A 22,890-nucleotide genomic window follows, 5' to 3' on the forward strand; every position below is an offset into this window, starting at 1 on the left:
GCCCTCGGTGTTGCAGGACGGTGGTGCTACTCCCCGCCGAGGCTGAAGCTCGCCTCGAGCTCCTGGTCCGAATAGGTCCGGAACGCGACCATCGTCTCGGTGTCATGGACCGTGGCCACCTTGGAGATCTTCGCCGGGACCAGGTCGCTGAGATCCTCCAGGTTCGGGGTCTTCACCATCGCGACCAGGTCCCACTTGCCGGTGACCGAATAGACCGCCTGGACCTCTTCGATGTTGGCGATGTCCTGCGCGGACTCAGGGATCCGATGGGGATCGGTCTTCATCATCACGAATGCGGTGACCATGGTGATCGCTGCCTTTCAGCCGGTGAGACTTCTCGAGCGCTGCTCCCTGTCAGGATACTGCGCCACAGGCGGAGGCTCAGGCCTTGAACCGTTGCTGCCTGGTCGCATGCGCCGCGATGACCTCGGGGAGCACGCCGTGCCCCAGCCCCGGCGCGGTCGGGACCTGCACCACTCCGCGCTCGGCGGTGACCGGGGGATCGATGATGTCCTGGGCATAGTATTTGCTCGAGGCCGAGACGTCGGAGGGCAGGGTGAAGCCGGGCAGCGAGGAGAGCGCCACATTGGCCAGCCGGCCGACGCCGAACTCATGCATCCCTCCGCACCAGACCGGCCAGCCCGCGGCCGAGGCCATGGCATGGGCGTCGCGCGCAGCGCTGAGTCCGCCCATGCGGGAGACCTTGATGTTGAGCACGTTGCCGGCCTTCAGCGCCAGCGCGGTGCGCAGGTCGTCCAGGGTCTCGACCGACTCGTCCAGGCAGACCGGGGTGTCCAGGGCTGCGGTCAGCTTGGCGTGGTCCAGGAAGTTCTTCGGCGCGAAGGGCTGCTCGATCATGGTCAGCCGGAACGGATCCAGGGCGCGCAGCACATCGAAGGCCGCCTCGCCGCCGGCTTCGGCGGTCCCCGGGTAGGCGCCGTTGGCGTCGACGTGGACATCGAGATCAGGGAAGGCCTCACGCACGGCCCGGACCGGCTTCACGTCCCAGCCGGGTGCGATCTTCAGCTTCACCCGGGGATAGCCGGACTCCACGTGGCGGGTGACCTCGGTCAGCAGCGCCTCGATGCTGGGCTCTATGCCCAGGGAGACGCCCGCGACCACGGAGTCACGGTCCCCGCCGAGAGCCCGCGCCAGCGGCACCGACTCAGCGGCGGTCCACAGCGTCCAGGCGGCCATCTCGATCCCGGCCTTGGCGAAATAGTTGCCGCGCACCTTGGCGTAGAGTCCGGCGATCTCGTCGGGGTGGACCCACTCTGCGCCGAGCACCGCGGGAATCAGGTGATCGACGGCGGTCTGCCAGGCCGTCGTGGTGGTCTCGGGGGCATAGAAGGGACCGGCGGGGGAGGCGATCTCGCCCCAGCCGGTGGTGCCGTCCTCTGCGGTCATCTCCACCAGGAGGTGGCGCAGCGAGGATTTCCGGTGCGAGCTGGTCTCGAAGGCATGTCGCAGGGGCAGCTCGACGTCGTGGAGCACGATCTCTGTGGCGCGCATCAGATATACAGTCCCATCTCTTGGATCAGTGATTCTCTTTCGGTCAGCCGACGGCGGCTGCCCTTGGCACTTGCGGTGGTCAGCGCGGTGAGCAGGTGGATCACCGCAGCGATGCCGGTGGCGGAGTCCGTCACCGAGGCGGAGTCGGTGGGCACGATCACGAGCTCGCTGGCGGGCTCCACCAGCGGTGACTCGGTCGAATCGGTCACCGCAACCACGGTGCCCCCGCGCTGGGCGAAGGCTCGCACCAGTTCGGCGGTCTCCCGGCGGTATCGGCGCAGCGAGAACGCGACCAGGACGTCGGTGCCGCGCACATCGGTGAGCACGTCGATGCTGCGAGTGCTCTGGCCGTCGATGCGCGAGACCTGGGAGAGCCCGTGGGAGAGGTCCAGGTCCAACAGGTGCGCGAAGGCGGCCGACCTGCCGTGGCCCACGATGAAACGGCGGCGCGCTCCGGCGATCAGCGCAGCGGCCCGGGCCACCGATTCCTCGGTCTCGAAGCTGGCGAAGACCCGTTCCAGGTTCTCGCGCTCCTTGCGGATCAGGCGGGCCTGCAGGGTCTTGGCCGAGGCGCGCGGGGCCATGCTGGCTCCGAAGCGCGCGGCCGGATTGTCCGGCCCGCGGTGGGTCTGCGGCGTCCCCTCCCCGGGTGGATCCTGCGGCCCACCGATCGGGGATGCCCCGCTCTCGATCCCGCTCATGCCCGCCGGGTGAAGCGGTAGACCGCCAGATCCTCGTCCACACGGCGGCAGGAGACCGCCACGAACCCCTCGGTGAAGATCTCATGGAAGCGCGTGCGCAGCAGCTCGATCACGGTGGGGTCGGTGGGCTGCTGGGTGGGAACGGCGAGCGCCGTGGACTCGGCGTCGGCGCGGATCTCCCCGGCGACGGTGAGCGGGTGTGCCGCCAGCACCGCCTCGAAGTCATCCTCAGACGCGCTCCGCTGGTCCCGTGTGGCCTGGTGGGGGTCGGTGCTCTTCTCGCCGAGTCGCCATTCCACGGTGATGCGGTCGGTGCCGGGCCCGGCAAGCGCGTCGCGGGTGAACCAACGGCCCTGTGCGCCGAGAACGTCGAGGTTGAAGTGGGCGTTGCGGCTGATCATCGGGTTGTAGGTCCAGCGCATCCGGCTCGATCCCTGCCGGTGGGCGACGGCGGCCTGGACGGTCTTCAGCGCCCGCCCGACCCCCTGGCCCTGCAGGTCAGCGGAGACCACTGCGGCCTGGGAGAAGTGGTAGACATGCGGATCCTCCGGATCGGTCTCCACGGCGGTCCAGCCGAAGGCCATCCCGCGCAGGTCGCCGGCGGCGTCGAGTGCCCCGATGACGGTGCCGCCGTAGGTGAGCAGGTTCTTCAGCAGGCGGGCGTTGATGCCCTGGTCCTCCCCGCTGTAGGCGAAGACCTCACGGTAGAGCCGGCAGGCGGCTTCCAGCTCGGCGACCTCGGTGAGGCCACGCACGGTGATTCCACCATCCAGGCTGATCGATTCCGGCATGGCGGGGGAAGCGGGTGCGGCTGCATCCTGATGTGTCATGCGGTCCTCTCGAGGCCTGGTCAATGTTCTTACGTTGCGTATCATAGCCTCATGGACAACTCTTCTGGCACTGCTCTGCTTGATCTCGCAAGGAATCGGTATGACCGAACCCTGGAACTTCTGGAACGGATGGTGCTGACCGAGTCGCCCACGGGGGACGCTGCGGGGGTCTCTGCCGTCGCGGATCAGGTGCGCGAGCTCTTCGCCGAACACCACGCCGAGGTCTCCGTGCGGGAGGGGGAGTGGGGCACCCACCTGGTGATGGACATCCCCGGCGCAGGCGCCTCGCGAGATGCCGCACCGGTGCTCTTCATCGGTCATTCCGACACGGTGTGGCCGGAAGGGACGCTGGCGGAGATGCCCTTCCGCATCGAGGACGGCATTGCGTACGGTCCCGGGATCTTCGACATGAAGTCTGGGCTGCTGATCATGCACCAGGGGCTCAGTGTCAGCGCGGAGCTGGGATCCTCCCGGCCGCCGGTGCGCGTGATCGTGGTCGGTGACGAGGAGATCGGCTCCCCGAGTTCCCGGGAGCTGCTGCTGGCCAGCGCCGAGGGAGTCAGCGCGGTACTCGGCTTCGAATCTCCTCACCCCGGTGGGGCGCTGAAGATGGGCCGGCTCGGCAGCACCAGGCTGCGCCTGGAGATCACCGGACGGGCCTCCCATGCGGCCCTGGATCCTGACGGTGGAGTCAACGCCATCGAGGAGCTGGTCGATCAGATCCTTGCGCTGCGCAAGGTCGTCGGGTCCGCGCAGGAGGCCGCCCCGGGGGACGTGCTGTGCAATGTGGGGACCATCGCCGGTGGCGGAAAGACCAACGTGGTGCCCGCCGCGGCCTCGGTGGAGGTGGGACTGCGATTCCGAACCCCCGACGTGGAGAACCAGGTTCTGGCCTCGATCCGGGACCTGGCTCCGGTACGTCCGGATGCCCAGCTGCAGGTGCACACCCTGTCCCAGCGTCCCGCCTGGCAGGCCGACGCCGCGGACGAGGAGCTGCTCGCCGCCGTGGAAGCCGCTGCCCAGGACGCCGGACTGCCCGCCGTCGGCGGTCATCCCGCGGCCGGCGCCGGAGACACCAACTTTCTCGGTTCAGACCTGCCGACCCTCGACGGCCTGGGTCCCGACGGTGCGGGAGCCCACGCCGACCATGAGCAGGTCCGGCTGGAGTCGATCCCGGAAAGGATCGCGCTGTTGGCGGCGCTGCTCGCTCGGCTCTGATCCACGCTCAACCGGGAGGACCGGCGCGCGCCGCCCCACGACCGAGCAGTTCGGAGAGGTCTGTACCACCGGCGTCCATCAGCCGCTCGGGAAGGATCGGCACCGCGGTGCGCACCAGCACCTCGGTGCGGTCCTCGCCGGTGACGGTGCAGCTGGTGAGCTCCACCGCATTGCGCACGGCCACAGCCTCCGCCACGGTGCACGGACTTCCGGTGCTCAGCCCGCGCGCCGCGTCGGCTCCGGCCAGCGCCGCCAGGTCTGCCCCGCGGGCAGCCTGCGCGGAAGATGTCGCGACCATGCTCAGGACCTGTGTCGCGGCGAGCAGGAGGAGCAGCACCATGATCAGTCCCAGCGCCAACACGGTGCCTGAACCCCGCTCGGCCGAGAACCGTCCCGGGGGTCTCATGGCAGATCCTCGACTCGAGCCGTGGCTTGCGCGTCCTGGGTCATCGCGACCTCGACCCAGCCGAGCACCCGGACCGGGCGGACCAGCTCGACGGTGACATAGCCCTGATCGTGGCTGAGCTGGAAGGACACCTCTTCACCGGTGATCCGCCGGGCGGCCGCCTCCGCCGAGGCCGGGTCCTCCCCGCGGGCCAGCTCTCGAGCCGCAGCCCGAGCTCCCGACTCCAGGGTGACCTGGGCGGCGCCGTGCAGCCCGAGCGAGAGCACCAGCAGAAGCACCAGCATGACTCCTGGCAGCGCCACCGCGAACTCTGCGGTGATCGCCCCGCGCTCAGAAGGAGAGTGCACGTTCCACGACGCCGGTCAGCAGCCCTCGGGCGGTGCCTGAGCTCAGCACCGCGACCAGCAGCCCGGCGAACCCGACGGCGGCGAGCATCACGATGCCGTATTCGGCCGTGGCGAGGCCCTCCTGCTCATGATGAAGCCGATGCGCCCAATGCCGGGATCCCCGCGGGCCGCTGCGCGCCGGTGGAGCTTCCAGGACAGCGGGCTGAGTGACCGTGCGTTCCATGACCGGGTGTTCCATGACGGTGCCTTCCGTGATGGTCGCCTGGACCCTGGGGCCGCCGAGCCTGGGAGGATCGAGTCTCAGAGAAGGGAGACTCGGGGACGTGCGGCTCGGGCCCTGGGGGACCTTGACGACGGGTGAGCCCTGCGGTCTGCAGGTGCCACCAGTCTTGGCCGCGCGGCGCTGGATTCCGCGAGAGGACGCCATCCTGTGGAGAGGCGCGATCCAGGACCGGGTGACCGTCAGGGCTGGGGCAGACCCGTGGGAAGGACCGGCGAAGATCCGAGCGCCAGCATCGCATGCGCACTCTGTGCAGGTTCTCGCACGGAGATCACTTCGAAGATCGGCCAGATCGCACAATCGATGCGGAGGCAGGCTGCCTGCGGGGCGACCATCTGCGAGCCGGGTCAGCCGCGCGGAAGGAGCCCCTCGCGCCCGCCGGAGACCCAGCGCGGATCGAAGCTGCGGTCCCCGGAGACCTGGCCCGCCAGCGCGTCCAGCTCTGCCATGGCCTCCCCGGGAACCTGGACATCCACCCCGCGCTGGAGCTGATCCCAGTGCCCGGCGGTCCGAGTCCCCGGGATCGGGGCGATCTGCACGCCCAGGGCGGCTGCCTGCTGATAGAGCCAGGCCAGCGCCAGCCCCGCGGTGGGCAGCTCCAGGCCTGCGGCGATGTCGCGGACCCGTGCGAGGAGCGCTGCGTTGTGCGGCAGGTTCTCTGGCATGAACCAGGGGAAGTTCTGCCGGATGTCCTCCGCCGGAAGAGCCTGGGGATCGAAGGAATCCGTGAGCAGACCTCGGCCCACCGGGGAGTAGGGCACGAAACCGATCCCCAGCCGCGCGCAGGTCGGCAGCACGTGGGGCTCCACGTCCCGGGCGAAGATGCTCCACTCGCTCTGCACCGCGGTGATCGGGAACACGGCGTGGCCGCGGGCGATCTCCTCCCCCGTGGCCTCGGAGAGACCGATGCTGCGTACCTTGCCCGCGGTGACCAGCTCGCCCAGGGCTCCGACGCTCTCCTCGATCGGTGTCTCAGGGTCCACCCGGTGCAGGTAGTAGAGGTCCAGGTGATCTGTGCCCAGTCGGCGCAGGCTGTGATCGATCTGCTCTTTGATATACGCCGCGTCGCCCCGGGCCCGGCGCTTGCCGACCCCTGCACCCTTCTCGATGCCGACCTTGCTCGCCAGCACGAACTCCTCGCGCCGGTGCTTCAGGAACTTTCCCAAGACCCGTTCGCTCTCGCCATCGCCGTAGATGTTCGCGGTGTCCAGGAAGGTCACCTCGCGCTGCGCCACGTGCTCCAGGAGGGCGATCGAGTCCGACTCGGTGATGGCCCCGTAGGCGCCGGCCAGCGACATCGCGCCGTAGCCCAGCGCTGAGGTCTCGAGCTGATGCGAACCGGTTCCCAGGGTGAGGGAGCGCAGAGTCATGGGTGGATCCTTCCGTGGTGCATGTGCATGTGCATGTGCATGTGCAGCGGGCAGAGAGCAGGGACAGGGGCAGGGGGCGGGGCAGAGCAATGACGACGACGACGCGGCGGCCGGGTCACTGACAGGCTCAGCGCCGCATGACCTTGCGTGCCGCCCAGTTGCCCACCAGCTGCAGCGACTGGACGAAGACGATCACCACGATCACCGCCAGCCAGGTCACTTCGGGGTTGAACCGGTTGTAGCCCTCGACGATGGCGAAGTTGCCGATGCCGCCGCCACCGATGATCCCGGCCAGGGCAGACATGTCGGTGAGCGCGATGATCACAAAGGTATACCCCAGGATCAGCGGACCCAGCGCCTCCGGCAGCAGCACGGTGAGGATGATGCGCAGTCGGGAGGCGCCCATGGCGCGTGCCGCCTCGATCACTCCGGGGTCGATCGAGACCAGGTTCTGTTCCACGATCCTGGCGATCGCGAAGGTGGAGGCCCAGATCATCACGAAGATCACCGCATCGTTGCCGATCCCGGAGCCGATCACGTAGATGGTCACCGGCTGCAGGGCCGCGATCAGGATCACGAAGGGGATCGGCCGGATCAGGTTCACGATGAAGTTCATCGCCATATAGGCGGGCTTATTCGCCAGCAGCCCTCCCTGACGGGTGGTGTAGAGCGTCAGGCCGATGGCCAGTCCGAGGAGCCCGCCGAGCAGGAAGGCCCAGGCGACCATATAGATGGTGTCGAAGATGGCCTCGAGCAGCTCGGGCCCGTAGTAGCTCCAGTCAAGAGCTCGATAAGTGTCGATCATTCCTGCACCTCCTGGACCTCTCCGGCGGAGTTCAGCGCCGCGACGAAGGCCTCGACCGCGCGATCCTCGCCCTGCAGGGCGAGGGTGAGCAGGCCGTAGGACGCGTTCTTCGTGGTGTTCATGCCGCCATGCACGATCTCGAAGGAGACCCCGTGTGCGGCGGCCTCGCCCAGCACGGAGCTGACCGCCGCCGCGTTCTGCAGCGAGACCACCACAAGCCGTCCGCTGGCATGGCCGCGGATCCGCTGCACATCCTCTGCGGTGGGCCGGTTCTTCAACGCCGCACCGACGAAGCTGGCGTCCTTGGTCTCGCGCGGGCTGGAGAAGACGTCATAGACCAGCCCGGACTCCACGATCCGGCCCTGGTCCATCACCGCGACCCGGTCCGCGATGGAGCGGATGACCTCCATCTCGTGGGTGATCGCGACGATGGTGATGCCGAGCTCCTCGTTGGCGCGGCGCAGCAGCCGCAGGACCTCACCGGTGGTGTTGGGGTCCAGCGCGGAGGTGGACTCATCGGCCAGCAGGATGTCCGGCTTCGCGGCCAGCGCGCGGGCGATCCCGACCCGTTGCTTCTGCCCGCCGGAGAGCTGCTCCGGGTGTTGCGCAGCCTTCTCGGTCAGTCCCACGAACTCCAGCAGCTCCTCCACCCGGGCTTCGCGCGCGGGCTTGTTCCAACCAGCCACCTTCAGCGGGTATGCGACATTGCCGGCGACGTTGCGGGAGTGGAACAGGTTGAACTGCTGGAAGACCATGCCGATCCGGGAGCGGACCTTGGCGAGCTGGCCCTCACGCATGGCGGAGATCTCCTGGCCCAGCACATGGACCGAGCCTGCGGTGGGGCGTTCAAGCCCGTTGATCAGCCGGATCAGGGTGGACTTCCCGGCCCCGGAGAACCCGATGACGCCATAGACCTCACCGCGGTCGACGCGCAGGCTCACGTCCTCGACCGCGGTGACGGTCTTGTCTCCCGTCCCGAAGGTCCGCGAGACGTTGTTGAACTCGATGAGCGGGGCTGTGCTCACGCGTCCTCGTCCGCTTCCTCGGCCTCGCCGGCCTCGTCGTCACCGGTCTCGGCGCCCGCGTTGCGCAGCGAGTCCTCGTAGTCGACCAGGGACTCCTGGAGCTGCTCGGCGGTGACGTCAGAGGCGGGGACCGAGGTCTCGGCCGAGAGCTCCGCGTCGATCTCGAGCACCCGTTCGTCGTGGTAGACCGCCGCGATCTCGCGCAGCGCCTCGTTCTCGCTGTCCTCGGCGCGGGTCACGAAGGCGTTGATATAGGGAAACGCTGAGGCGTCGGTGGGATCATCCGAGAAGATGCCGTCACCCTCGGGGTCGAGCTCGGCGTCCTGGGCGAAGTTGTTGTTGATGATCGAGCCCTGAACCGATTCCAGCGCGTTGACCGTCTGCTGAGCGGCGACCGGCTGCACCGTCACGGTGGAGTCCTCCTCGTCGATGTGGCGCGGTTCGGGCTGGCGAGTCTCCTCCGAGAGCTCCAGCAGTCCCGCCTGCACCAGCACGTTGATCGCACGCCCCTGGTTCACCGCATCGTTGGGGATCGCGATGGTGTCGCCCTCGGTGAACTCGCTGACATCGTCGTACTCGTTGGAGTACAGGGTCAGCGGCACAGCGGCGGTCGCGCCGATGGGCTGCAGGTCCTCCCCGGAGCTGACGTTGTAGTCCGCCAGGTAGGCGATGTGCTGGAACCAGTTGGCGTCGATGTCGCCGCTGGTCAGCGCCGGGTTGGGCTGGGTGTACTCGGTGAACTCGACGAGTTCGATCTCGTAGCCCAGTTCCTCCTCGGCGATGCGTTCGACCTCGCGGTGGCTCTCGTTGGCGCCCACGACGCCGATGGTGAACTCCTGCTGATCCTCCGGTGCGGCTTCGGCCTCGTCACCGCCGCGATCGAAGGCGCTGCAGCTGCTCAGCGCCAGGGCGAGTGTGGCGCTGAGGGCCAGGGCTTTGAGCCCGCGGCGCCGAGGGCCGGCGGTGGGTCCGGAGGGGGGTCCGGAGGGGGTCTGCTGGTGGGTCATGAGTGATCCTTCGGTCTGTGTGGGCGGATCTTCGCCCGGAAAAGTGACAGGGGTGCCCTGAGAGGGATGTCTGGGGCGCTCGCGAATGTTCACGCGCGAACGCAGAGTGCACCGATGGGTGCGGGGAGTGTCCTTTCGACGCTGCTCTTGCCGGTTCCAGTCAGCACCACAGTCGAGCCTCTTTGAGCTCCACCGATGGTGAGAACAAGCCGCTTCGTGATCCGGGACCACCCTTGAACATGGGGTTGGTGAGTGACCGTGAACGGATCGTCGGATCACCGCCAGCGGCGGATCTCCAGGTCACTTCTCTTGAAGCAGGTTCAATCCTAGCTCACGTTTCACGCCCGCACTGCGCACATTCATATTCCGTCACGGTGCCGGGTGTGTTCAGCGTTGCGCCGCCTCAGGGCCCGAAGCGGAGGTGGATTCCTCGGGCCGGGCGGTGAGTATCGCGCGCAGCAGGTTCAGCGCGGGCTGCTTCTCCAGCGGGTTGTTCTTGTTGCCGCATTTAGGGGACTGCACGCAGGAGGGGCAGCCCGTGGCGCAGTCGCAGCCGGCGATCGTCTCGGCGGTGGCCCCGATCCATTCGGCGGCCAGCTCGAAGCCGCGCCGGGCGAACCCGGCCCCGCCGGGGTGCCCGTCGTAGACGAAGATCGTGGGCAGCTCGGTGTCGCGGTGCAGCGCGGTGGAGACCCCGCCGATGTCCCAACGGTCCCCGGAGGTCAGCAGCGGCAGCAGCCCGATCATGGCATGTTCGGCGGCATGCAGCGCCCCGGGCACGTGCTCCGGGATCACCCCGGCCTCCGCGAGCTCGGTCTCCGGGGCGGTGATCCACATCGCCTGGGTGCGCAGCGAGGAGGGCGGCAGGTCCAGCGGCTCGTCGGAGAGCACCTCGGAGGAGCCCAGCGCCTTGCGCTGGAAGCCGACCACGGTGCTGGTCACCTCCACCATCCCGGAGTGCAGCCGGTAGCGGCCCCAGTCCATGGCTTCTTCGGTCTGCAGCACCTCGATCGAGGTGGTCTGCCGGGCCTGGGTGTAATACGGCGGGCTGGCCGGAAACACCAGCACGGCGCTGTTCTCGCGGTCGAGCTCCTCCACGATGTAGCTGCGGCCCTGGTGGAGGTAGACCGCTCCTGGGTGGGCCTGGGGCTGCGCCTGGGCGGAGCCCATGTCCCCGATCACGGTGCCGTCTTCCGCGTTGACGATCGTGTAGGGCCCGCCGCCGTCGGAGCGCAGCTTGACCCAGGCCGCTGCGGAGACGTCGTCGTGGGCGAAGAACCAGCCGCGCGGCCGACGTCGCAGGTGTCCCTGCTCGGTGAGCGACTCGATCAGCCAGGACTCGAACAGCTCCAGGTCCGGGGTGGTCAGCGGGAGCTCCTGAGCGGCGGCGAGGATATGCGGGGCGGCCACATGTGGATTCCTCGGGTCGGTCACGGCGTCCTCGACCGCGGTGTCGAAGATCGCCTCCGGGTGGTCCAACAGATAGGAGTCCAGCGGATCATCCCCGGCGATGAAGAACGCGGCGCCGCGCTGGCCCGAGCGCCCGGCGCGGCCCAGCTGTTGGAAGAACGAGGCGCGGGTGCCGGGCCAGCCGGCGATGATCACCGCATCCAGCCCGGAGATGTCGATCCCGAGCTCCAGCGCCGGAGTGGAGGCGACGCCGAGCAGCCGGCCTTCGCGCAGCGCGTCTTCGAGCTCGCGGCGCTCCTCCTTCAGATACCCGGAGCGGTAGGCCGCCACCCGTCCGCTCAGGTCACGGTCCACCTCGGCGAGTGAATCGGCGGCGATCTGCGCGATGGTCTCCGCCCCGCGGCGAGACTTGATGAAGGCCAGCGTGCGATGCCCGGCGACCACCAGGTCGGCGAGGATGTCGGCGGCCTCCACGGTGAGGCTGCGCTTGAGCGGAGCGGCGTTGTCGCCGGTCAGCGTGGAGTCCGAGGCCTCCCAGAGGTAGATGTCCACGGCCCCGTGGGGGGAGGCGTCCTCGGTGATGGCTTCGACGGCGGACTCCGGGTGGCCGATGAGCCGGGAGAACGACGTCGCCGGGTCGCCGCTGGTCGCCGAGGCTCCGGTGAACACCGGGTGGGCCCCGTAATGGGCGCAGATCCGACGCAGTCTGCGCAGCAGCAGCGCGATGTGTGAGCCGAAGATCCCCCGGCAGCTGTGCGCCTCATCGATGATCACGTAGCGCAGCCGGGCGAAGAACCTAGCCCAGGCCCGGTGGTTGGGCAGGATCCCGACGTTGAGCATGTCGGGATTGGTCAGCACCACATTGGCGTGCTGACGGACCCAGCGGCGCTCGGTGGGATCGGTGTCCCCGTCATAGGAGGCTGGCCGAATCCCGCCCTGGGTCCCGGCGGGCCCGGTGGCCTCGGCGAGCTGAGTCAGCGCCTCGAGCTGATCCGCGGCCAGCGCCTTGGTGGGGGAGAGGTAGAGCATGGTCGTGCCCACGCTGGGCGGGGGACCGACGCCGCCGGGTGAGGACGCCGGCAGCGCCCCGCGCGGGCCGCCGGAGATCTCGGCCAGTCCGGGCAGCTGGGTGCCCAGGGACTTCCCTGAGGCGGTGCCGGTGGCCAGGATCGTATGGCGCCCGGCATGCAACGCCTCGGCGGCGAGCACCTGGTGGTTATAGAGTCCCGAGACCCCCAGCTGCCGGTAACCCGCACGCAGCTCGGCGGGAACCCACTCGGGCCAGGCAGCGGTGCGCGCCTGCCGGGCCGGCAGGGTGCGGACATGGCGCAGCGGACCGGCGTCGCCGATCTCCGTCGGCAGACCTGCACGGCGCAACAGCTCAAAGGGGTCCTGATCGGGCATCCCCCTCAGGCTACGGCAGGATGGCGCTGCATTCCCCGGCGCACCGGTGAGCACTGCTGCCGGTCAGGCGCGGCCGCCCAGGGACCTGATGTGCTCGGGCAACCGATCGTGGGATCCATACATGAAGTGGTTCTCCATGCGCTCGGAGTAGCGGCTGGCCTCGGTGCTGCGACCCACCGCCTCGGCGGTCTCCCGGATATGCATCGGCGAGGCCCCGCAGCAGACGCCCAGGTAGTTGATCCCCAGATCGTAGGCCTCCTTGGCGAACGCGCCGATCTCATAGCGATTGCTGAACAGCGGATCCAGCGCGGTGGGGAAGGTCCGGCCGTGCGGGGAGGGCACGCCGGCGCGGACATCGGAGAGGTTGAAGAAGGTGGGCTCGCTCGGGGTGGTGCGGTAGGGCACCGGCAGCGCGGCCACGTGGCAGGAGACCGCCTCCCGGATCTGGCGCAGCCAGGGCAGCATGGTCTCGGGTCCGCGGAAACAGTTGAGTCCGACGACGTCGGCTCCGGCCTGCTCCAGGCGCTGAGCGGTCTCGACCACGCCGGGCCCGTCGGCCATCTCCTCGAAACCCATGGGCGCCAGGGTGAGCACCACCGGCAGCCCGGAGGACCGGGCCACCTCGAGGGCCGCGAGTGCTTCTCCGGCGTAGTAGAAGGTCTCGCCGATGATCAGATCCGCGCCCTCCTCCACCGCCCAGTCGACCATCTCCTGGAACATGCCGCGGACCTCGTTCTGGCGCTGGACGTCCGAGGGGTCCCAGATGTTGGTGTTGGAGATGTTGCCCGCCACGAGATCTCCGGGCCGGGAGTCGGCGACCTCGCGGGCGATGCGCAGGGCGGCACGGTTCAGCGGCTCGAGCAGGTCCTCCTTGCCGATCACGCGCATCTTCTCGCGGTGCCCGTTATAGGTGAAAGCCTCGACGATGTCAGAGCCGGCACGCTGGAAGTCCCGGTGCAACCCGCGCAGCGCGTCCGGGTTCTCCAGCGCCACCTCGGGCACGAACTCACCGGCGGTCAGGTAGCCGCGCCGCTCAAGCTCGAAGAGGAATCCCTCGGCGCAGATGACCGGGCCTGCATCGAGTCGGTCGGTGAGCGGGTTGGCGGCCATGGGGAGCTCCTTCGGCGACAGTATGGAGCTGCATCGTCCCCCGATAATGAGTGAACAATTGAACTTAATGCAGCAAGTGTGCCGATCCTACCGCACTGCCCGGGCGGGGCCTAAGCGTTGAGGTCGTCGAACTGGGAGTGACTCGGCCGCAGCCGCCCGCCGGAGGTGGCGCCGTAGACGTGGACGTCGCCGAGCAGGGTCCAGCCCAGGAACTCGTAGAGCTCCCGACCGTCCCCGGTGGCCACGAGCAGACCCTCTTCGACGTCGTGCTCGTGGGCGATCGCGATCAGCGCGCGGGTCACAAAGGTGCCCAGGCCCTGGCGGCGGTAGTCGTCGTTGGTGTAGATCCGGTCCAGGATCGCGTAGTGGCCCACGGTCGCGACGCGGCCTCGGGCGGCGATCGTGTCACCGTCACGCACGGTGAAGCGGGTCCAGCCGTCGTGGTCCTCACGAGTCGTGGTGTAACCCTCTGGCGTGATCGGATCCTCCACGTCCTGGGTGTCCATGTCCACGACCATCAGCTTCTCCTCATCGCTGATCAGCTGCAGCCCGTCCACCGGGTTCTGGCTCAGCGACTCGGCACCGGGTTCTGCGATCACGGTCAGCAGTCGGGCAGAGTCCTTCGCCACGGCGGCGGCGATCTTGCGCAGATCGGTGTCCTGTGGGGAATACAACACGTACTCCCACTCGTCGGAGTCCCCGGAGCGCAGAGCCGAGTGGACGCCGCCCTCGTGCTGGACGTCGTAGTCGTGAGTTCGCGCCCATCCGGTTACCCAGTGGCGTACAAGGTCATCGCTGAGCTCAGAAGTCATAGTCCGACCATACAAAGAAAAAGCAGCGCACCGTGAGAGGACAGGACAACGAGTTCATAAAGATGTTGTTCAGAACTACCCTTGAGAGGTGAGCATGTCCCGGATCGTCCTCTATTACGCCTTCACCCCCCTCGCAGATCCCGAGGCGGTGAAGCTCTGGCAGCACACGCTCTGCCGGGAGCTCGGCCTCAGGGGCCGGATCCTGATCTCCCCGCAGGGGATCAACGGCACCGTCGGCGGCGACATCAACGCGGTCAAGCAGTACGTGAAGCAGACCAGGGCCTACGCCCCGTTCCGTCAGCTGGCCTTCAAATGGTCCGAGGGCGGGGCGGAGGACTTTCCCCGGCTCTCGGTCAAGGTCCGCCCCGAACTGGTGGCCTTCGGCGTGCCCGAGGAGATCGAGGTCGATGCTCAGGGCGTCGTCGGCGGCGGCGAGCACCTGCAGCCGCAGCAGGTCCATGACCTCGTCGAGGCGAAGCGGGCGCAGGGCGTGGAGGTGGCCTTCTTCGACGGCCGCAACGCCGTGGAGGCGCAGATCGGGAAGTTCAAGAACGCCGTGGTGCCGGAGACCGAGACCACCCGCGACTTCATCGCCGAGCTGGACTCCGGGCGATACGACCACCTCAAGGACCAGCCGGTGGTCACCTACTGCACCGGCGGGATCCGCTGCGAGGTGCTCTCGGCGCTGATGCGCCGGCGCGGCTTCGAGGAGGTCTATCAGATCGACGGCGGGATCGTGCGCTACGGAGAGACCTTCGGCGATCAGGGGCTCTGGGAGGGCGAGCTCTACGTCTTCGACTCCCGGATGAACACCCGCTTCTCCCCGGAGGCGAAGACCATCGGGGAGTGCAGCTGCTGCGCCAGCCCCACCAGCTCCTTCTATAACTGTATGGACCGGGGATGTTCCACGCTGGCGCTCTACTGCGAGGACCACCGCCACATCCCGGAGACCACCCGCTGCGGCAACTGTCAGGCCCGGCTGGCCCAGGACCCCACCGACCCCAACGCCGGCGCGCTGGGCAAGGTGCGGCGCGGATGAGTCCCGCACAGCATCAGCCCGCGATCCTGCCCGCCCCGGAGGCGGACCCGAAGCTGCTGGCCGGCCTGCGCGCGGATCTGCTCGCCGCACGGTTCACCAATGAACGGGTCGCGCAGCTGCTGGGCGAGGACGCGCTCGCCGCCCTGCAGCGTGACCAGCCGGTGCCGGCGGAGCTTCGCGTGCACCAGCTGCTGCGCGCCGAACCGGCTCCTGACCCCTGCGCGGTGCTCACCGGGCTCTGGCTGCTCGGACTCGAGATCCCCGCCGCGCAGCTCCAGGAGGCCCTGCCCCAGGTCGGCGTCGAGGGCCTGTGCCGCCTGAACCTGGTGCACCCGGCAGCCCCCGGGTCCGCGGCAGCCCCTGAGTCACCGGTGACCGAGGCGCCAGCAGCCGGGCACGACGTCGAGCGGTACCGTCCCAGCGTGGATCTGCGGCCCTATCAGGCCGAGCAGGCCCACGGGCTGTGCGACCTCTGGGTGGCCAGCGACCTGCCGGCCGCGCAGGTGACCGGACCGCTGCATCCCGAGCATGTGCTCGGGATCGGCGGCGCGAGCCTGACCCTGGCGGCGAGCATCCACCGCGCCCCGGTGCGCAGTGCCCTGGAGATCGGCACCGGCTGCGGCATCCAGCTGCTGCACCTGCTGGACCACGCCGAGCATGTGGTGGCCACCGATCTCAGCCGCCGCGCCCTGGACTTCACCAGGTTCAACCTGGTGCTCAACGCCGCAGCGCTGCGCCTGGCCCCGATGAACCTCGAGGCACGGGTGGAGCTGGTGCAGGGCAGCCTGCTCGAACCGGTGGCCGGGCGTCGATTCGACCTGATCATCTCGAACCCGCCCTTCGTCATCACCCCGCGCCCGAAGCACGAGCAGATCGACGCGCGCTACACCTACCGCGACGGCGGCAGGACCGGGGATCTTCTCATGGCTGAGCTGATCGCGGCGCTGCCCGAGCATCTCGCCGAGGCCGGGTCCGCGCAGCTGCTGGGCAACTGGGAGATCCAGGACCACGCCGCCTGGGACGCGCGACCGCGGCTCTGGTGCGAGGCGTTCCCCGCGCAGGTCGACGCCTGGTTCATCCAGCGCGACCGGCAGGACAGCGCCGAATATGCCGAGACCTGGCTGCGCGACGCCTCCACCCAGCGGGAGCCGCAGAGCTACCGGCGACGCTATATGGAGTATCTCGACGACTTCGCCTCGCGTGGGGTGCTCGCCGTGGGCTTCGGCATGATCTTCATCCGCCGCCGGGCCGCAGCGCCGGGTCCGGGCGCGCCCTGGCGGCGCTTCGAGGAGCTCACCGGTGCCGTGGAGCAGCCGCTGGGACCGGTCATCGGAGCCACCGCGACCCGAGCAGAGACCGTGGCCCGGGACCCGCAGTCGGTGCTCGAGGCGGTCCTCACCGTGGCCCCCGATGTCACCGAGGAACGCCATCAGCGCTTCGGCGCCGTCCACCCGGAAGTGATCCTCGCACGTCAGGGGTCCGGACTGCGCCGCAGCCGGGCCGTCTCCAGTGCCGCCGCAGGATTTCTGGGCGCCGCCGACGGGGAGTATCAGGCCGCCGCGCTCACTGCCGCCGTGGCCGCTCTGCTGGCGGAGGAGACCACCGAGCAGGCGGATCTCCAGCAGGCGCTGCGCAGCGAGATCCTGGAGCTCTACCTCGAGGGATACCTCGCGGAGTCTTGATTCTCCCGGCCTCGGCGTGTTCTGCTCGCTGATATATTGAGCACTCGATGGCCAGCCCACTGCTGAGCGACCGAGACTGCACCGCAAGAATTCCCTCAAGGAGATCAGTGCCTGAAGGCAAGAAACTCGTCATCGTCGAGTCCCCGGCGAAGTCCAAGTCCATCGCCAAGTACCTCGGCGATGACTTCATCGTGGACGCTTCCGCCGGGCATATCCGTGACCTGCCACAGCCCTCAGAGCTGCCCACCGAGATGAAGAAGGGTCCGTTCAGCCGGTTCGCGGTGAACCCCGACGACGGCTTCGCGCCCTATTACGTGATCTCTGACTCCAAGAAGAAGAAGGTCACCGAGCTCAAGCGGGCCCTCAAGGACGCCTCGGAGCTCTATCTCGCCACTGACGCCGACCGCGAGGGTGAGGCCATCGCCTGGCACCTGCTGCAGGTGCTCAAGCCCAAGGTCCCGGTCTACCGGATGACCTTCACCGAGATCACCAAGGAGGGCATCACCCGTGCCCTGCAGAACGTGCGCCAGATCGACGACGACCTCGTCGACGCCCAGGAGACCCGGCGAATCCTGGACCGGCTCTACGGCTACGAGATCTCCCCGGTGCTCTGGCGCAAGGTCGGCAAGGGCCTCTCCGCGGGACGCGTGCAGTCGGTGGCCACCCGCCTGGTGGTCGAACGCGAGCGCGAACGCATGGCCTTCATCCCGGCCGGCTACTGGGACCTCTCCGGCAGCTTCGCCACCGCCGCCGGCGAGGAGTTCACCGCCAAGCTCAACGCCGTGGACGGCGCCCGCGTCGCCACCGGATCCGACTTCGACGACCGCGGCCAGCTGAAGTCCACCCGCTCCAAGACCGAGGTCAGCGTCTTGGACCGCGAAGCGGCCGAGGCCCTGGCCGAAGGCCTGACCCAGGCGGAGTTCACCGTGGACTCGGTGGAGGACAAGCCCTACTCGCGCCGTCCGCAGCCCCCGTTCATCACCTCGACCCTGCAGCAGGAGGCCTCCCGCAGGCTCCGGTTCTCCTCCCGGGCCACCATGCAGGTGGCGCAGCGGCTCTATGAGAACGGCTATATCACCTATATGCGTACCGACTCGGTGACGCTCTCGAACGAGGCGATCACCGCGGCACGCCGGCAGATCACCGAGCTCTACGGCGCCGACCACGCGCCGTCGAGCCCGCGGTTCTACTCCAAGAAGAGCGAGACCGCCCAGGAGGCCCACGAGGCGATCCGACCCTCGGGGGATCACTTCCGCACCCCCGGCCAGGTGGCCAATGAGCTCTCCAAGGATGAGTTCAAGCTCTACGAGCTGATCTGGAAGCGCACCGTCGCCTCCCAGATGGCCGACGCCAAGGGCTTCACCGCCTCCGTGCGGCTCAGCGCCGCCGTCTCCGGCGGACCCAAGGCCGGCACCACCGCCACCTTCGGCGCCTCCGGCACCGTGATCACCTTCCCCGGCTTCCTGGCCGCCTACGAGGAGGTCCGCGAGAGCGGCTCGGAGGAGGACGAGGCCAAGGCCGGCAAGGCCGATAAGCGGCTGCCGAAGATCGAGACCGGCGAGAGCCTGATCGGTCGCGACGTCCAGGCCAAGGGCCATGAGACGACCCCGCCGGCGCGCTATACCGAAGCCACGATCGTCGCCGAGCTGGAGAAGCGCGAGATCGGGCGCCCCTCGACCTACGCGCCGACCATCTCCACGATCATGGACCGCGGCTACGTCACCAAGCGCGGCTCCGCGCTGATCCCGTCCTGGACCGCGTTCAGCGTGATCCGGCTGCTGGAGGAACACTTCGGCAAGTACGTGAACTACGACTTCACCGCCCGCATGGAAGAGGACCTGGACCAGATCGCGCGCGGGGAGCTCCAGCGCGAGGCCTGGCTGCAGGGCTTCTACTTCGGCGCCAAGGACGGCGTCGACGGACTCAAGCATGTGGTGGAGAACCTCGGGGAGATCGACGCCCGAGCGATCAACTCCATCGAGATCGCCCCCGGGGTGAACCTGCGGGTGGGTCGCTACGGCCCCTATCTCGAGCGCCCCAACCCTGACGGCGTCGTCAACGCCGAGGGTGAGCTGGAGCCCCAGCGGGCCAACCTGCCCCAGGACCTGGCCCCCGACGAGCTCACCGCCGCCAAGGCCGAGGAGCTCTTCGAGCAGGCCCAGTACTCCGGACGGGTGCTCGGCACCGATCCAGAGAACGGACGCGAGATCGTGGCGAAGGACGGCCGCTACGGGCCCTATGTCACGGAGATCATCGAAGAGATGACCGAGGCGCAGCTCGAAGAGCACATGAAGTCGCTGCCGACCGAGTACTACAAGAACGGCAAGCCCAAGCCCAAGAAGAAGCCGGCCAAGGAGAAGCCTCGCACCGGCTCGCTGCTCTCCGACATGACCCTGGAGACGGTGACGCTCGAGCAGGCCCTGCGCCTGCTCTCGCTGCCCCGCGTGGTCGGCACCGACGAGGACGGCGAGGAGATCACCGCGCAGAACGGCCGGTTCGGACCGTATCTGAAGAAGGGCTCCGACTCCCGCTCATTGGAGACCGAGGAGCAGATGTTCACCATCACCCTCGAGGAGGCGAAGGCCATCTACGCCCAGCCCAAGCAGCGTGGACGCCGGGCGGCGGTTCCCCCGCTCGCCGAGTTCGGCGCCGACCCCACCTCGGAGAAGCAGGTGGTGGTCAAGGACGGCCGCTTCGGGCCCTACGTCACCGACGGTGAGACCAATGTGACCGTGCCGCGCAGCGTCTCGCTGGAGACGCTGACCAAGGAGCACGCCTACTCGCTGCTGGCGGAGAAGCGCGCCGCCGGACCGAAGCAGCCCGGGACGCCCAAGCGGGCGACCAAGAGCACGGCGAAGAAGGCTCCGGCCAAGAAGCCCGCCGCGAAGAAGGCTCCGGCCAAGAAGACCACCGCGAAGACCGGATCCTAGTCAAGGAGTCACCTGATGCGTCTGGGCGTGCTGGACATCGGTTCGAACACCGTGCACCTGTTATTGGTGGATGCTCACCTCGGGGCCAAGCCCGAGGCATTCGCCTCCCATAAACGACCCCTGTCCCTGGTCAAGCACCTGGACGACCAGGGCGCGATCACCGAGGAGGGACAGCGCGAACTCATCGGGTTCATCGCCGAGGCCGCCCGATTCGCCGCGCGGCACCGGGCCGAGGACCTGCTCTCCTTCTGCACCTCCGCGCTGCGCGAGGCCGCCAACGGCGAATCGGTGCTGCAGCGGGTGATCGCTGAGACTGGCGTGGAGCTCACCGAGCTCACCGGCGCCCAGGAGTCGGCGATGACCTTCTTCGCGGTACGGCGCTGGCGCGGCTGGAGCGCCGGGGACATCTTGAACTTCGACATCGGCGGGGGGTCCTTCGAGATCGCCTATGGGGGCGACGAGCTGCCCGCCACCGCGGTCTCGCTGCCGCTCGGCGCCGGACGACTCACCCGTGACTGGCTCGGCGAGGACCCGCCCAGCAAGGATGAGGTCAAGGCGCTGAAGGGCTATGTGCGGGAAGAGCTGGAGGCGGCGCGCCGCGAGTTCCCGGCCCTGAGCGGACACACCGAGGTGCTCGCCACCTCGAAGACCTTCCGCTCGCTGGCCCGGATGACCGGGGCCGCGCCCTCCGCCGAGGGCCCCTATGTGCCCCGCAGTCTGCGCCACGCCGAGCTGAAGCCGCTGGTCAAGAGCCTCGCCTCGATGAGCGCGGCGGAACGCGCCGAGCTGCCCGGCGTCTCCGCGCTGCGCGCCCGGCAGGTCTTCGCCGGAGCACTGGTCGCGGAGCAGGCGATGAAGGTCTTCGGCATCGAGACCCTGCAGATCTGTCCCTGGGCGCTGCGCGAGGGCCTGATCCTGCGCCGGCTCGATTCCCTGGTCCGCGAGGGTGCCGTCGAGGTGCCCACCGCGCCCGGGGTCGGACACGTCAACCTCGCCCGTGAGCTGCGCAAACCCTCCCGCGGCGAGGTCCCCGGCGGTCGCGCCCTCGCGACGGCGGCGGTGGAACATGCCAGCTGAGCAGGTCCAGCCGCGCCCACCCCGCGAGCTGCCCCGGATCCCCGTGGCGCTCTCCACCTCCTCGGTCTACCCGATGGGAGTCGCCGAAGGGTTCTCCATCGCCGAGGACCTCGGCTATGACGGCATGGAGGTCATGGTCACCCATCGCGGAGACTCCCAGCAGGCCTCCACGCTGAACGAGCTGTCCTGGCGCTTCGGCCTGCCGGTGATGGCCATCCACGCCCCCACGCTGCTGCTCACCCAGCAGGTCTGGGGCTCCGCCTGGGACAAGCTCAAGCGCAGCGCCGCCCTCGCCCAAGAGGTGGGCGCCGGCGTCGTGGTCGCGCACCCGCCCTTCCGCTGGCAGGTCGGCTACGCGGAAGGCTTCGCCGAGGGCATCAGCAAGCTGGAGGAGGAGACCGGAGTGGTCTTCGCCGTGGAGAACATGTACCCCTGGCGGGCCGGCGGCCGAGAAGCCACCATGTACCTGCCGCACTGGGACCCGGTGGATCAGCCCTACCCCCACGTCACCTGGGACTTCTCTCACGCGGCCACGGCCGAGGCGGACTCCCTCGAGGCGGTCACCGCCCTGGGGCAGCGACTGCGCCACGTGCACCTGACCGACGGCTGGTCCAACGGGTTCAAGGACGACCACCTGATCCCCGGCCAGGGCGAACAGCGCGTGGCCGAGGCCATGGACCTGCTGGCTCGGCCTGACTTCGCCGAGACCGGCTTCAACGGCGTCGTCGCCGTGGAGGTCGCCACCCGCACCGCCCGCAACGTCGGGGACCGGGAGCGCTGGCTCGCCGAGTCCCTGGCCTTCGCCCGCAAGCACCTCGGCCAGGAGTGATGATGTCCACCAGCACCAGCACCAGCAGTCCGCCGTCTCCGCAGATCGCGATGCTCGGCCTCGGCTCGATGAACGGGGCGATCCTGGCGGGTCTGCTGGACTCAGCGGTGAATCCGGAGCAGGTCCGCGCCACCACGCGCAGCGCCGCCACCGCGGTGCAGCGAGCGCAGCAGTACGGGATCACCGTGCACGCCGAACAGGACGACGCCGAGGCCAACCGCAGCGCCGCGGGAGATGCCGACGTCATCTTCCTCGGGGTCAAGCCGCATGGCATCGTCGCGCTGGCCGCGGAGATCGCCGATGCGCTGAAGCCGGGAGCCGTCGTGGTCTCTGTGGCCGCCGCGATCAGCGTGGACATGATCGAAGCGGCCCTGCCGCAGGGCCAGCCGGTGATCCGTTCCATGCCGAACACGCCGCTCTCAGTGGGCCTGGGTGTGGTCGGACTGGTCCCGGGCACCCATGCCAGCGCCCAGGACACCGAGACCGTGGCCCGGCTGCTCGGGGCCAGCGGCGCCGTGCACGTGATCGAGGAGTCCCAGATCGACGCGCTCACCGGGATCTCCGGCTCAGGACCCGCCTACGCCTTCTACCTCGCGGAGCAGATGGCCGAGGCCGGCGTGCAGCTGGGCCTGGACCGGGCGCTGGCCGCTGATCTGGCCGCGCAGACCATCTACGGCGCCGGCAAGATGCTGGTGGCGCACCAGGCCGCGGGCACCGCCGACGCCGCCGGGCTGCGCCGAGCCGTCTGCTCGCCCAACGGCACCACCGAACGCGCCATCCACGCCTTCGACGACCACGGCCTGCCCGCCGCGGTGCAGGCCGCCGTCAACGCCAGCGCGCACCGCTCCGCGGAGATCACCGATGAGCTCCGCAGCGCGGACTGAGCCCGGCAGCCGCCGCCGGGGAGGTCCCGGGAGCTACGCGAAGCGCTGGATGGGTCGCCTGACCCGCACCTCCCCGGCGCGGGCAGCGATGCTGATCTTCGGGGTGACCATCGCGGTGTTCGCCTCGCTGCTGAACATGCCCTGGGCCACTGCCTCAGGCTCCTCGGCAGCGTTCCATGAGGCGCTCTTCGTCGCCACCTCGGCCGTCACGG

The 22,890-nt window shown here is 68.9% G+C and carries 21 protein-coding genes and 1 pseudogene; 8 read left to right on the forward strand and 14 right to left on the reverse strand.

Annotated features, from left to right (window positions below):
* Positions 1 to 26: 26 nt before the first annotated feature.
* From BG28_RS09700 to BG28_RS14465, 4 genes are all read right to left on the reverse strand, one after another.
* Positions 27 to 305, reverse strand: a complete 279-nt coding sequence (locus tag BG28_RS09700) for an Lrp/AsnC family transcriptional regulator (protein ID WP_036476260.1) — start codon at positions 303 to 305, stop codon at positions 27 to 29.
* Positions 306 to 381: 76 nt separating this feature from the next.
* A complete protein-coding gene (menC, locus tag BG28_RS09705; RefSeq protein WP_036476262.1) occupies positions 382 to 1,512 on the reverse strand; it encodes an o-succinylbenzoate synthase in 1,131 nt (376 codons plus the stop codon).
* Positions 1,512 to 2,213 carry a MurR/RpiR family transcriptional regulator gene (locus BG28_RS09710; protein ID WP_084479630.1) on the reverse strand — a complete coding sequence of 234 codons (702 nt, stop codon included), beginning with the start codon at positions 2,211 to 2,213 and terminating at the stop codon, positions 1,512 to 1,514. Before BG28_RS09710 ends, menC begins: the two co-directional genes overlap by 1 nt.
* A complete protein-coding gene (locus BG28_RS14465; RefSeq protein WP_152539268.1) occupies positions 2,210 to 3,043 on the reverse strand; it encodes a hypothetical protein in 834 nt (277 codons plus the stop codon). Before BG28_RS14465 ends, BG28_RS09710 begins: the two co-directional genes overlap by 4 nt.
* Positions 3,044 to 3,094: 51 nt before the next feature.
* On the opposite strand from BG28_RS14465, the gene BG28_RS09720 reads away from it, so the two are divergent.
* A complete protein-coding gene (locus tag BG28_RS09720) occupies positions 3,095 to 4,261 on the forward strand; it encodes a M20/M25/M40 family metallo-hydrolase (RefSeq protein ID WP_036476264.1) in 1,167 nt (388 codons plus the stop codon).
* Between the two features lie 7 nt (positions 4,262 to 4,268).
* Here the strand turns inward: BG28_RS09720 and BG28_RS09725 are convergent, their stop codons facing one another.
* From BG28_RS09725 to BG28_RS09770, 10 genes are all read right to left on the reverse strand, one after another.
* Positions 4,269 to 4,667 carry an Rv3654c family TadE-like protein gene (locus tag BG28_RS09725; RefSeq protein ID WP_036476266.1) on the reverse strand — a complete coding sequence of 133 codons (399 nt, stop codon included), beginning with the start codon at positions 4,665 to 4,667 and terminating at the stop codon, positions 4,269 to 4,271.
* Positions 4,664 to 5,014 carry a TadE family type IV pilus minor pilin gene (locus BG28_RS09730; RefSeq protein WP_036476268.1) on the reverse strand — a complete coding sequence of 117 codons (351 nt, stop codon included), beginning with the start codon at positions 5,012 to 5,014 and terminating at the stop codon, positions 4,664 to 4,666. Before BG28_RS09730 ends, BG28_RS09725 begins: the two co-directional genes overlap by 4 nt.
* A complete protein-coding gene (locus BG28_RS15855; protein ID WP_036476270.1) occupies positions 4,998 to 5,252 on the reverse strand; it encodes a DUF4244 domain-containing protein in 255 nt (84 codons plus the stop codon). The genes BG28_RS09730 and BG28_RS15855 overlap by 17 nt, the downstream gene beginning before the upstream one ends.
* 389 nt (positions 5,253 to 5,641) lie before the next feature.
* Positions 5,642 to 6,664, reverse strand: coding sequence for an aldo/keto reductase (locus BG28_RS09740; RefSeq protein WP_036476271.1), 1,023 nt, complete (start codon positions 6,662 to 6,664; stop codon positions 5,642 to 5,644).
* Positions 6,665 to 6,791: 127 nt separating this feature from the next.
* A complete protein-coding gene (locus BG28_RS09745) occupies positions 6,792 to 7,469 on the reverse strand; it encodes a methionine ABC transporter permease (protein ID WP_036476272.1) in 678 nt (225 codons plus the stop codon).
* Positions 7,466 to 8,494: a methionine ABC transporter ATP-binding protein gene (locus BG28_RS09750; protein WP_036476274.1), complete on the reverse strand. Its 1,029-nt coding sequence runs from the start codon at positions 8,492 to 8,494 to the stop codon at positions 7,466 to 7,468. Before BG28_RS09750 ends, BG28_RS09745 begins: the two co-directional genes overlap by 4 nt.
* Entirely contained in the window at positions 8,491 to 9,501 is a 1,011-nt protein-coding gene (locus BG28_RS09755) for a MetQ/NlpA family ABC transporter substrate-binding protein (RefSeq protein WP_084479632.1), read from the reverse strand. The genes BG28_RS09750 and BG28_RS09755 overlap by 4 nt, the downstream gene beginning before the upstream one ends.
* 387 nt (positions 9,502 to 9,888) lie before the next feature.
* Positions 9,889 to 12,315 (reverse strand): DEAD/DEAH box helicase, encoded by a 2,427-nt coding sequence (locus BG28_RS09760; protein WP_051501283.1) that lies wholly within the window; start codon positions 12,313 to 12,315, stop codon positions 9,889 to 9,891.
* A gap of 63 nt (positions 12,316 to 12,378) precedes the next feature.
* Positions 12,379 to 13,425: a homocysteine S-methyltransferase family protein gene (locus BG28_RS09765; RefSeq protein ID WP_036476276.1), complete on the reverse strand. Its 1,047-nt coding sequence runs from the start codon at positions 13,423 to 13,425 to the stop codon at positions 12,379 to 12,381.
* Between the two features lie 110 nt (positions 13,426 to 13,535).
* Positions 13,536 to 14,237 carry a GNAT family N-acetyltransferase gene (locus BG28_RS09770; protein ID WP_051501284.1) on the reverse strand — a complete coding sequence of 234 codons (702 nt, stop codon included), beginning with the start codon at positions 14,235 to 14,237 and terminating at the stop codon, positions 13,536 to 13,538.
* Between the two features lie 88 nt (positions 14,238 to 14,325).
* Between BG28_RS09770 and BG28_RS09775 the strand changes: the two genes are divergently transcribed.
* The 7 genes and pseudogenes from BG28_RS09775 to BG28_RS15440 all read left to right on the forward strand — a co-directional run.
* Complete coding sequence (locus BG28_RS09775; protein WP_084479633.1) at positions 14,326 to 15,276, forward strand: rhodanese-related sulfurtransferase; 951 nt, start codon at positions 14,326 to 14,328, stop codon at positions 15,274 to 15,276.
* Positions 15,273 to 16,958, forward strand: a complete 1,686-nt coding sequence (locus BG28_RS09780) for a methyltransferase (protein WP_036476278.1) — start codon at positions 15,273 to 15,275, stop codon at positions 16,956 to 16,958. Before BG28_RS09775 ends, BG28_RS09780 begins: the two co-directional genes overlap by 4 nt.
* Positions 16,959 to 17,005: 47 nt before the next feature.
* On the forward strand, positions 17,006 to 19,888 hold the full coding sequence (gene topA, locus BG28_RS09785) for a type I DNA topoisomerase (RefSeq protein ID WP_051501286.1): 2,883 nt from the start codon (positions 17,006 to 17,008) through the stop codon (positions 19,886 to 19,888).
* A 15-nt stretch (positions 19,889 to 19,903) separates the two neighbouring features.
* Positions 19,904 to 20,965: an exopolyphosphatase gene (locus BG28_RS09790; protein ID WP_036476279.1), complete on the forward strand. Its 1,062-nt coding sequence runs from the start codon at positions 19,904 to 19,906 to the stop codon at positions 20,963 to 20,965.
* Positions 20,955 to 21,794: a sugar phosphate isomerase/epimerase gene (locus BG28_RS09795; protein WP_051501287.1), complete on the forward strand. Its 840-nt coding sequence runs from the start codon at positions 20,955 to 20,957 to the stop codon at positions 21,792 to 21,794. Before BG28_RS09790 ends, BG28_RS09795 begins: the two co-directional genes overlap by 11 nt.
* 2 nt (positions 21,795 to 21,796) lie before the next feature.
* Complete coding sequence (gene proC / locus BG28_RS09800) at positions 21,797 to 22,678, forward strand: pyrroline-5-carboxylate reductase (protein WP_036476282.1); 882 nt, start codon at positions 21,797 to 21,799, stop codon at positions 22,676 to 22,678.
* Positions 22,656 to 22,890 (forward strand): annotated as a pseudogene (locus BG28_RS15440) (hypothetical protein); the annotation flags it as partial. The gene proC and the pseudogene BG28_RS15440, both read left to right, overlap by 23 nt.

The organism is Nesterenkonia sp. AN1 (assembly GCF_000582475.1).
Classification (GTDB): domain Bacteria; phylum Actinomycetota; class Actinomycetes; order Actinomycetales; family Micrococcaceae; genus Nesterenkonia; species Nesterenkonia aurantiaca.

Excerpts from the sequence above, each read along its gene's own strand:
- BG28_RS15855 (WP_036476270.1), bottom strand. The coding sequence starts at position 5,252 with ATGGAACACCCGGTCATGGAACGCACGGTCACTCAGCCCGCTGTCCTG.
- BG28_RS09740 (WP_036476271.1), bottom strand. The coding sequence starts at position 6,664 with ATGACTCTGCGCTCCCTCACCCTGGGAACCGGTTCGCATCAGCTCGAG.
- BG28_RS09745 (WP_036476272.1), bottom strand. The coding sequence starts at position 7,469 with ATGATCGACACTTATCGAGCTCTTGACTGGAGCTACTACGGGCCCGAG.
- proC (WP_036476282.1), top strand. The coding sequence starts at position 21,797 with ATGTCCACCAGCACCAGCACCAGCAGTCCGCCGTCTCCGCAGATCGCG.
- BG28_RS09710 (WP_084479630.1), bottom strand. The coding sequence starts at position 2,213 with ATGAGCGGGATCGAGAGCGGGGCATCCCCGATCGGTGGGCCGCAGGAT.
- BG28_RS09780 (WP_036476278.1), top strand. The coding sequence starts at position 15,273 with ATGAGTCCCGCACAGCATCAGCCCGCGATCCTGCCCGCCCCGGAGGCG.
- BG28_RS09765 (WP_036476276.1), bottom strand. The coding sequence starts at position 13,425 with ATGGCCGCCAACCCGCTCACCGACCGACTCGATGCAGGCCCGGTCATC.
- menC (WP_036476262.1), bottom strand. The coding sequence starts at position 1,512 with ATGCGCGCCACAGAGATCGTGCTCCACGACGTCGAGCTGCCCCTGCGA.
- BG28_RS09760 (WP_051501283.1), bottom strand. The coding sequence starts at position 12,315 with ATGCCCGATCAGGACCCCTTTGAGCTGTTGCGCCGTGCAGGTCTGCCG.
- BG28_RS09700 (WP_036476260.1), bottom strand. The coding sequence starts at position 305 with ATGGTCACCGCATTCGTGATGATGAAGACCGATCCCCATCGGATCCCT.
- BG28_RS14465 (WP_152539268.1), bottom strand. The coding sequence starts at position 3,043 with ATGACACATCAGGATGCAGCCGCACCCGCTTCCCCCGCCATGCCGGAA.
- BG28_RS09725 (WP_036476266.1), bottom strand. The coding sequence starts at position 4,667 with ATGAGACCCCCGGGACGGTTCTCGGCCGAGCGGGGTTCAGGCACCGTG.
- topA (WP_051501286.1), top strand. The coding sequence starts at position 17,006 with ATGGCCAGCCCACTGCTGAGCGACCGAGACTGCACCGCAAGAATTCCC.
- BG28_RS09720 (WP_036476264.1), top strand. The coding sequence starts at position 3,095 with ATGGACAACTCTTCTGGCACTGCTCTGCTTGATCTCGCAAGGAATCGG.
- BG28_RS09755 (WP_084479632.1), bottom strand. The coding sequence starts at position 9,501 with ATGACCCACCAGCAGACCCCCTCCGGACCCCCCTCCGGACCCACCGCC.
- BG28_RS09770 (WP_051501284.1), bottom strand. The coding sequence starts at position 14,237 with ATGACTTCTGAGCTCAGCGATGACCTTGTACGCCACTGGGTAACCGGA.
- BG28_RS09790 (WP_036476279.1), top strand. The coding sequence starts at position 19,904 with ATGCGTCTGGGCGTGCTGGACATCGGTTCGAACACCGTGCACCTGTTA.
- BG28_RS09795 (WP_051501287.1), top strand. The coding sequence starts at position 20,955 with ATGCCAGCTGAGCAGGTCCAGCCGCGCCCACCCCGCGAGCTGCCCCGG.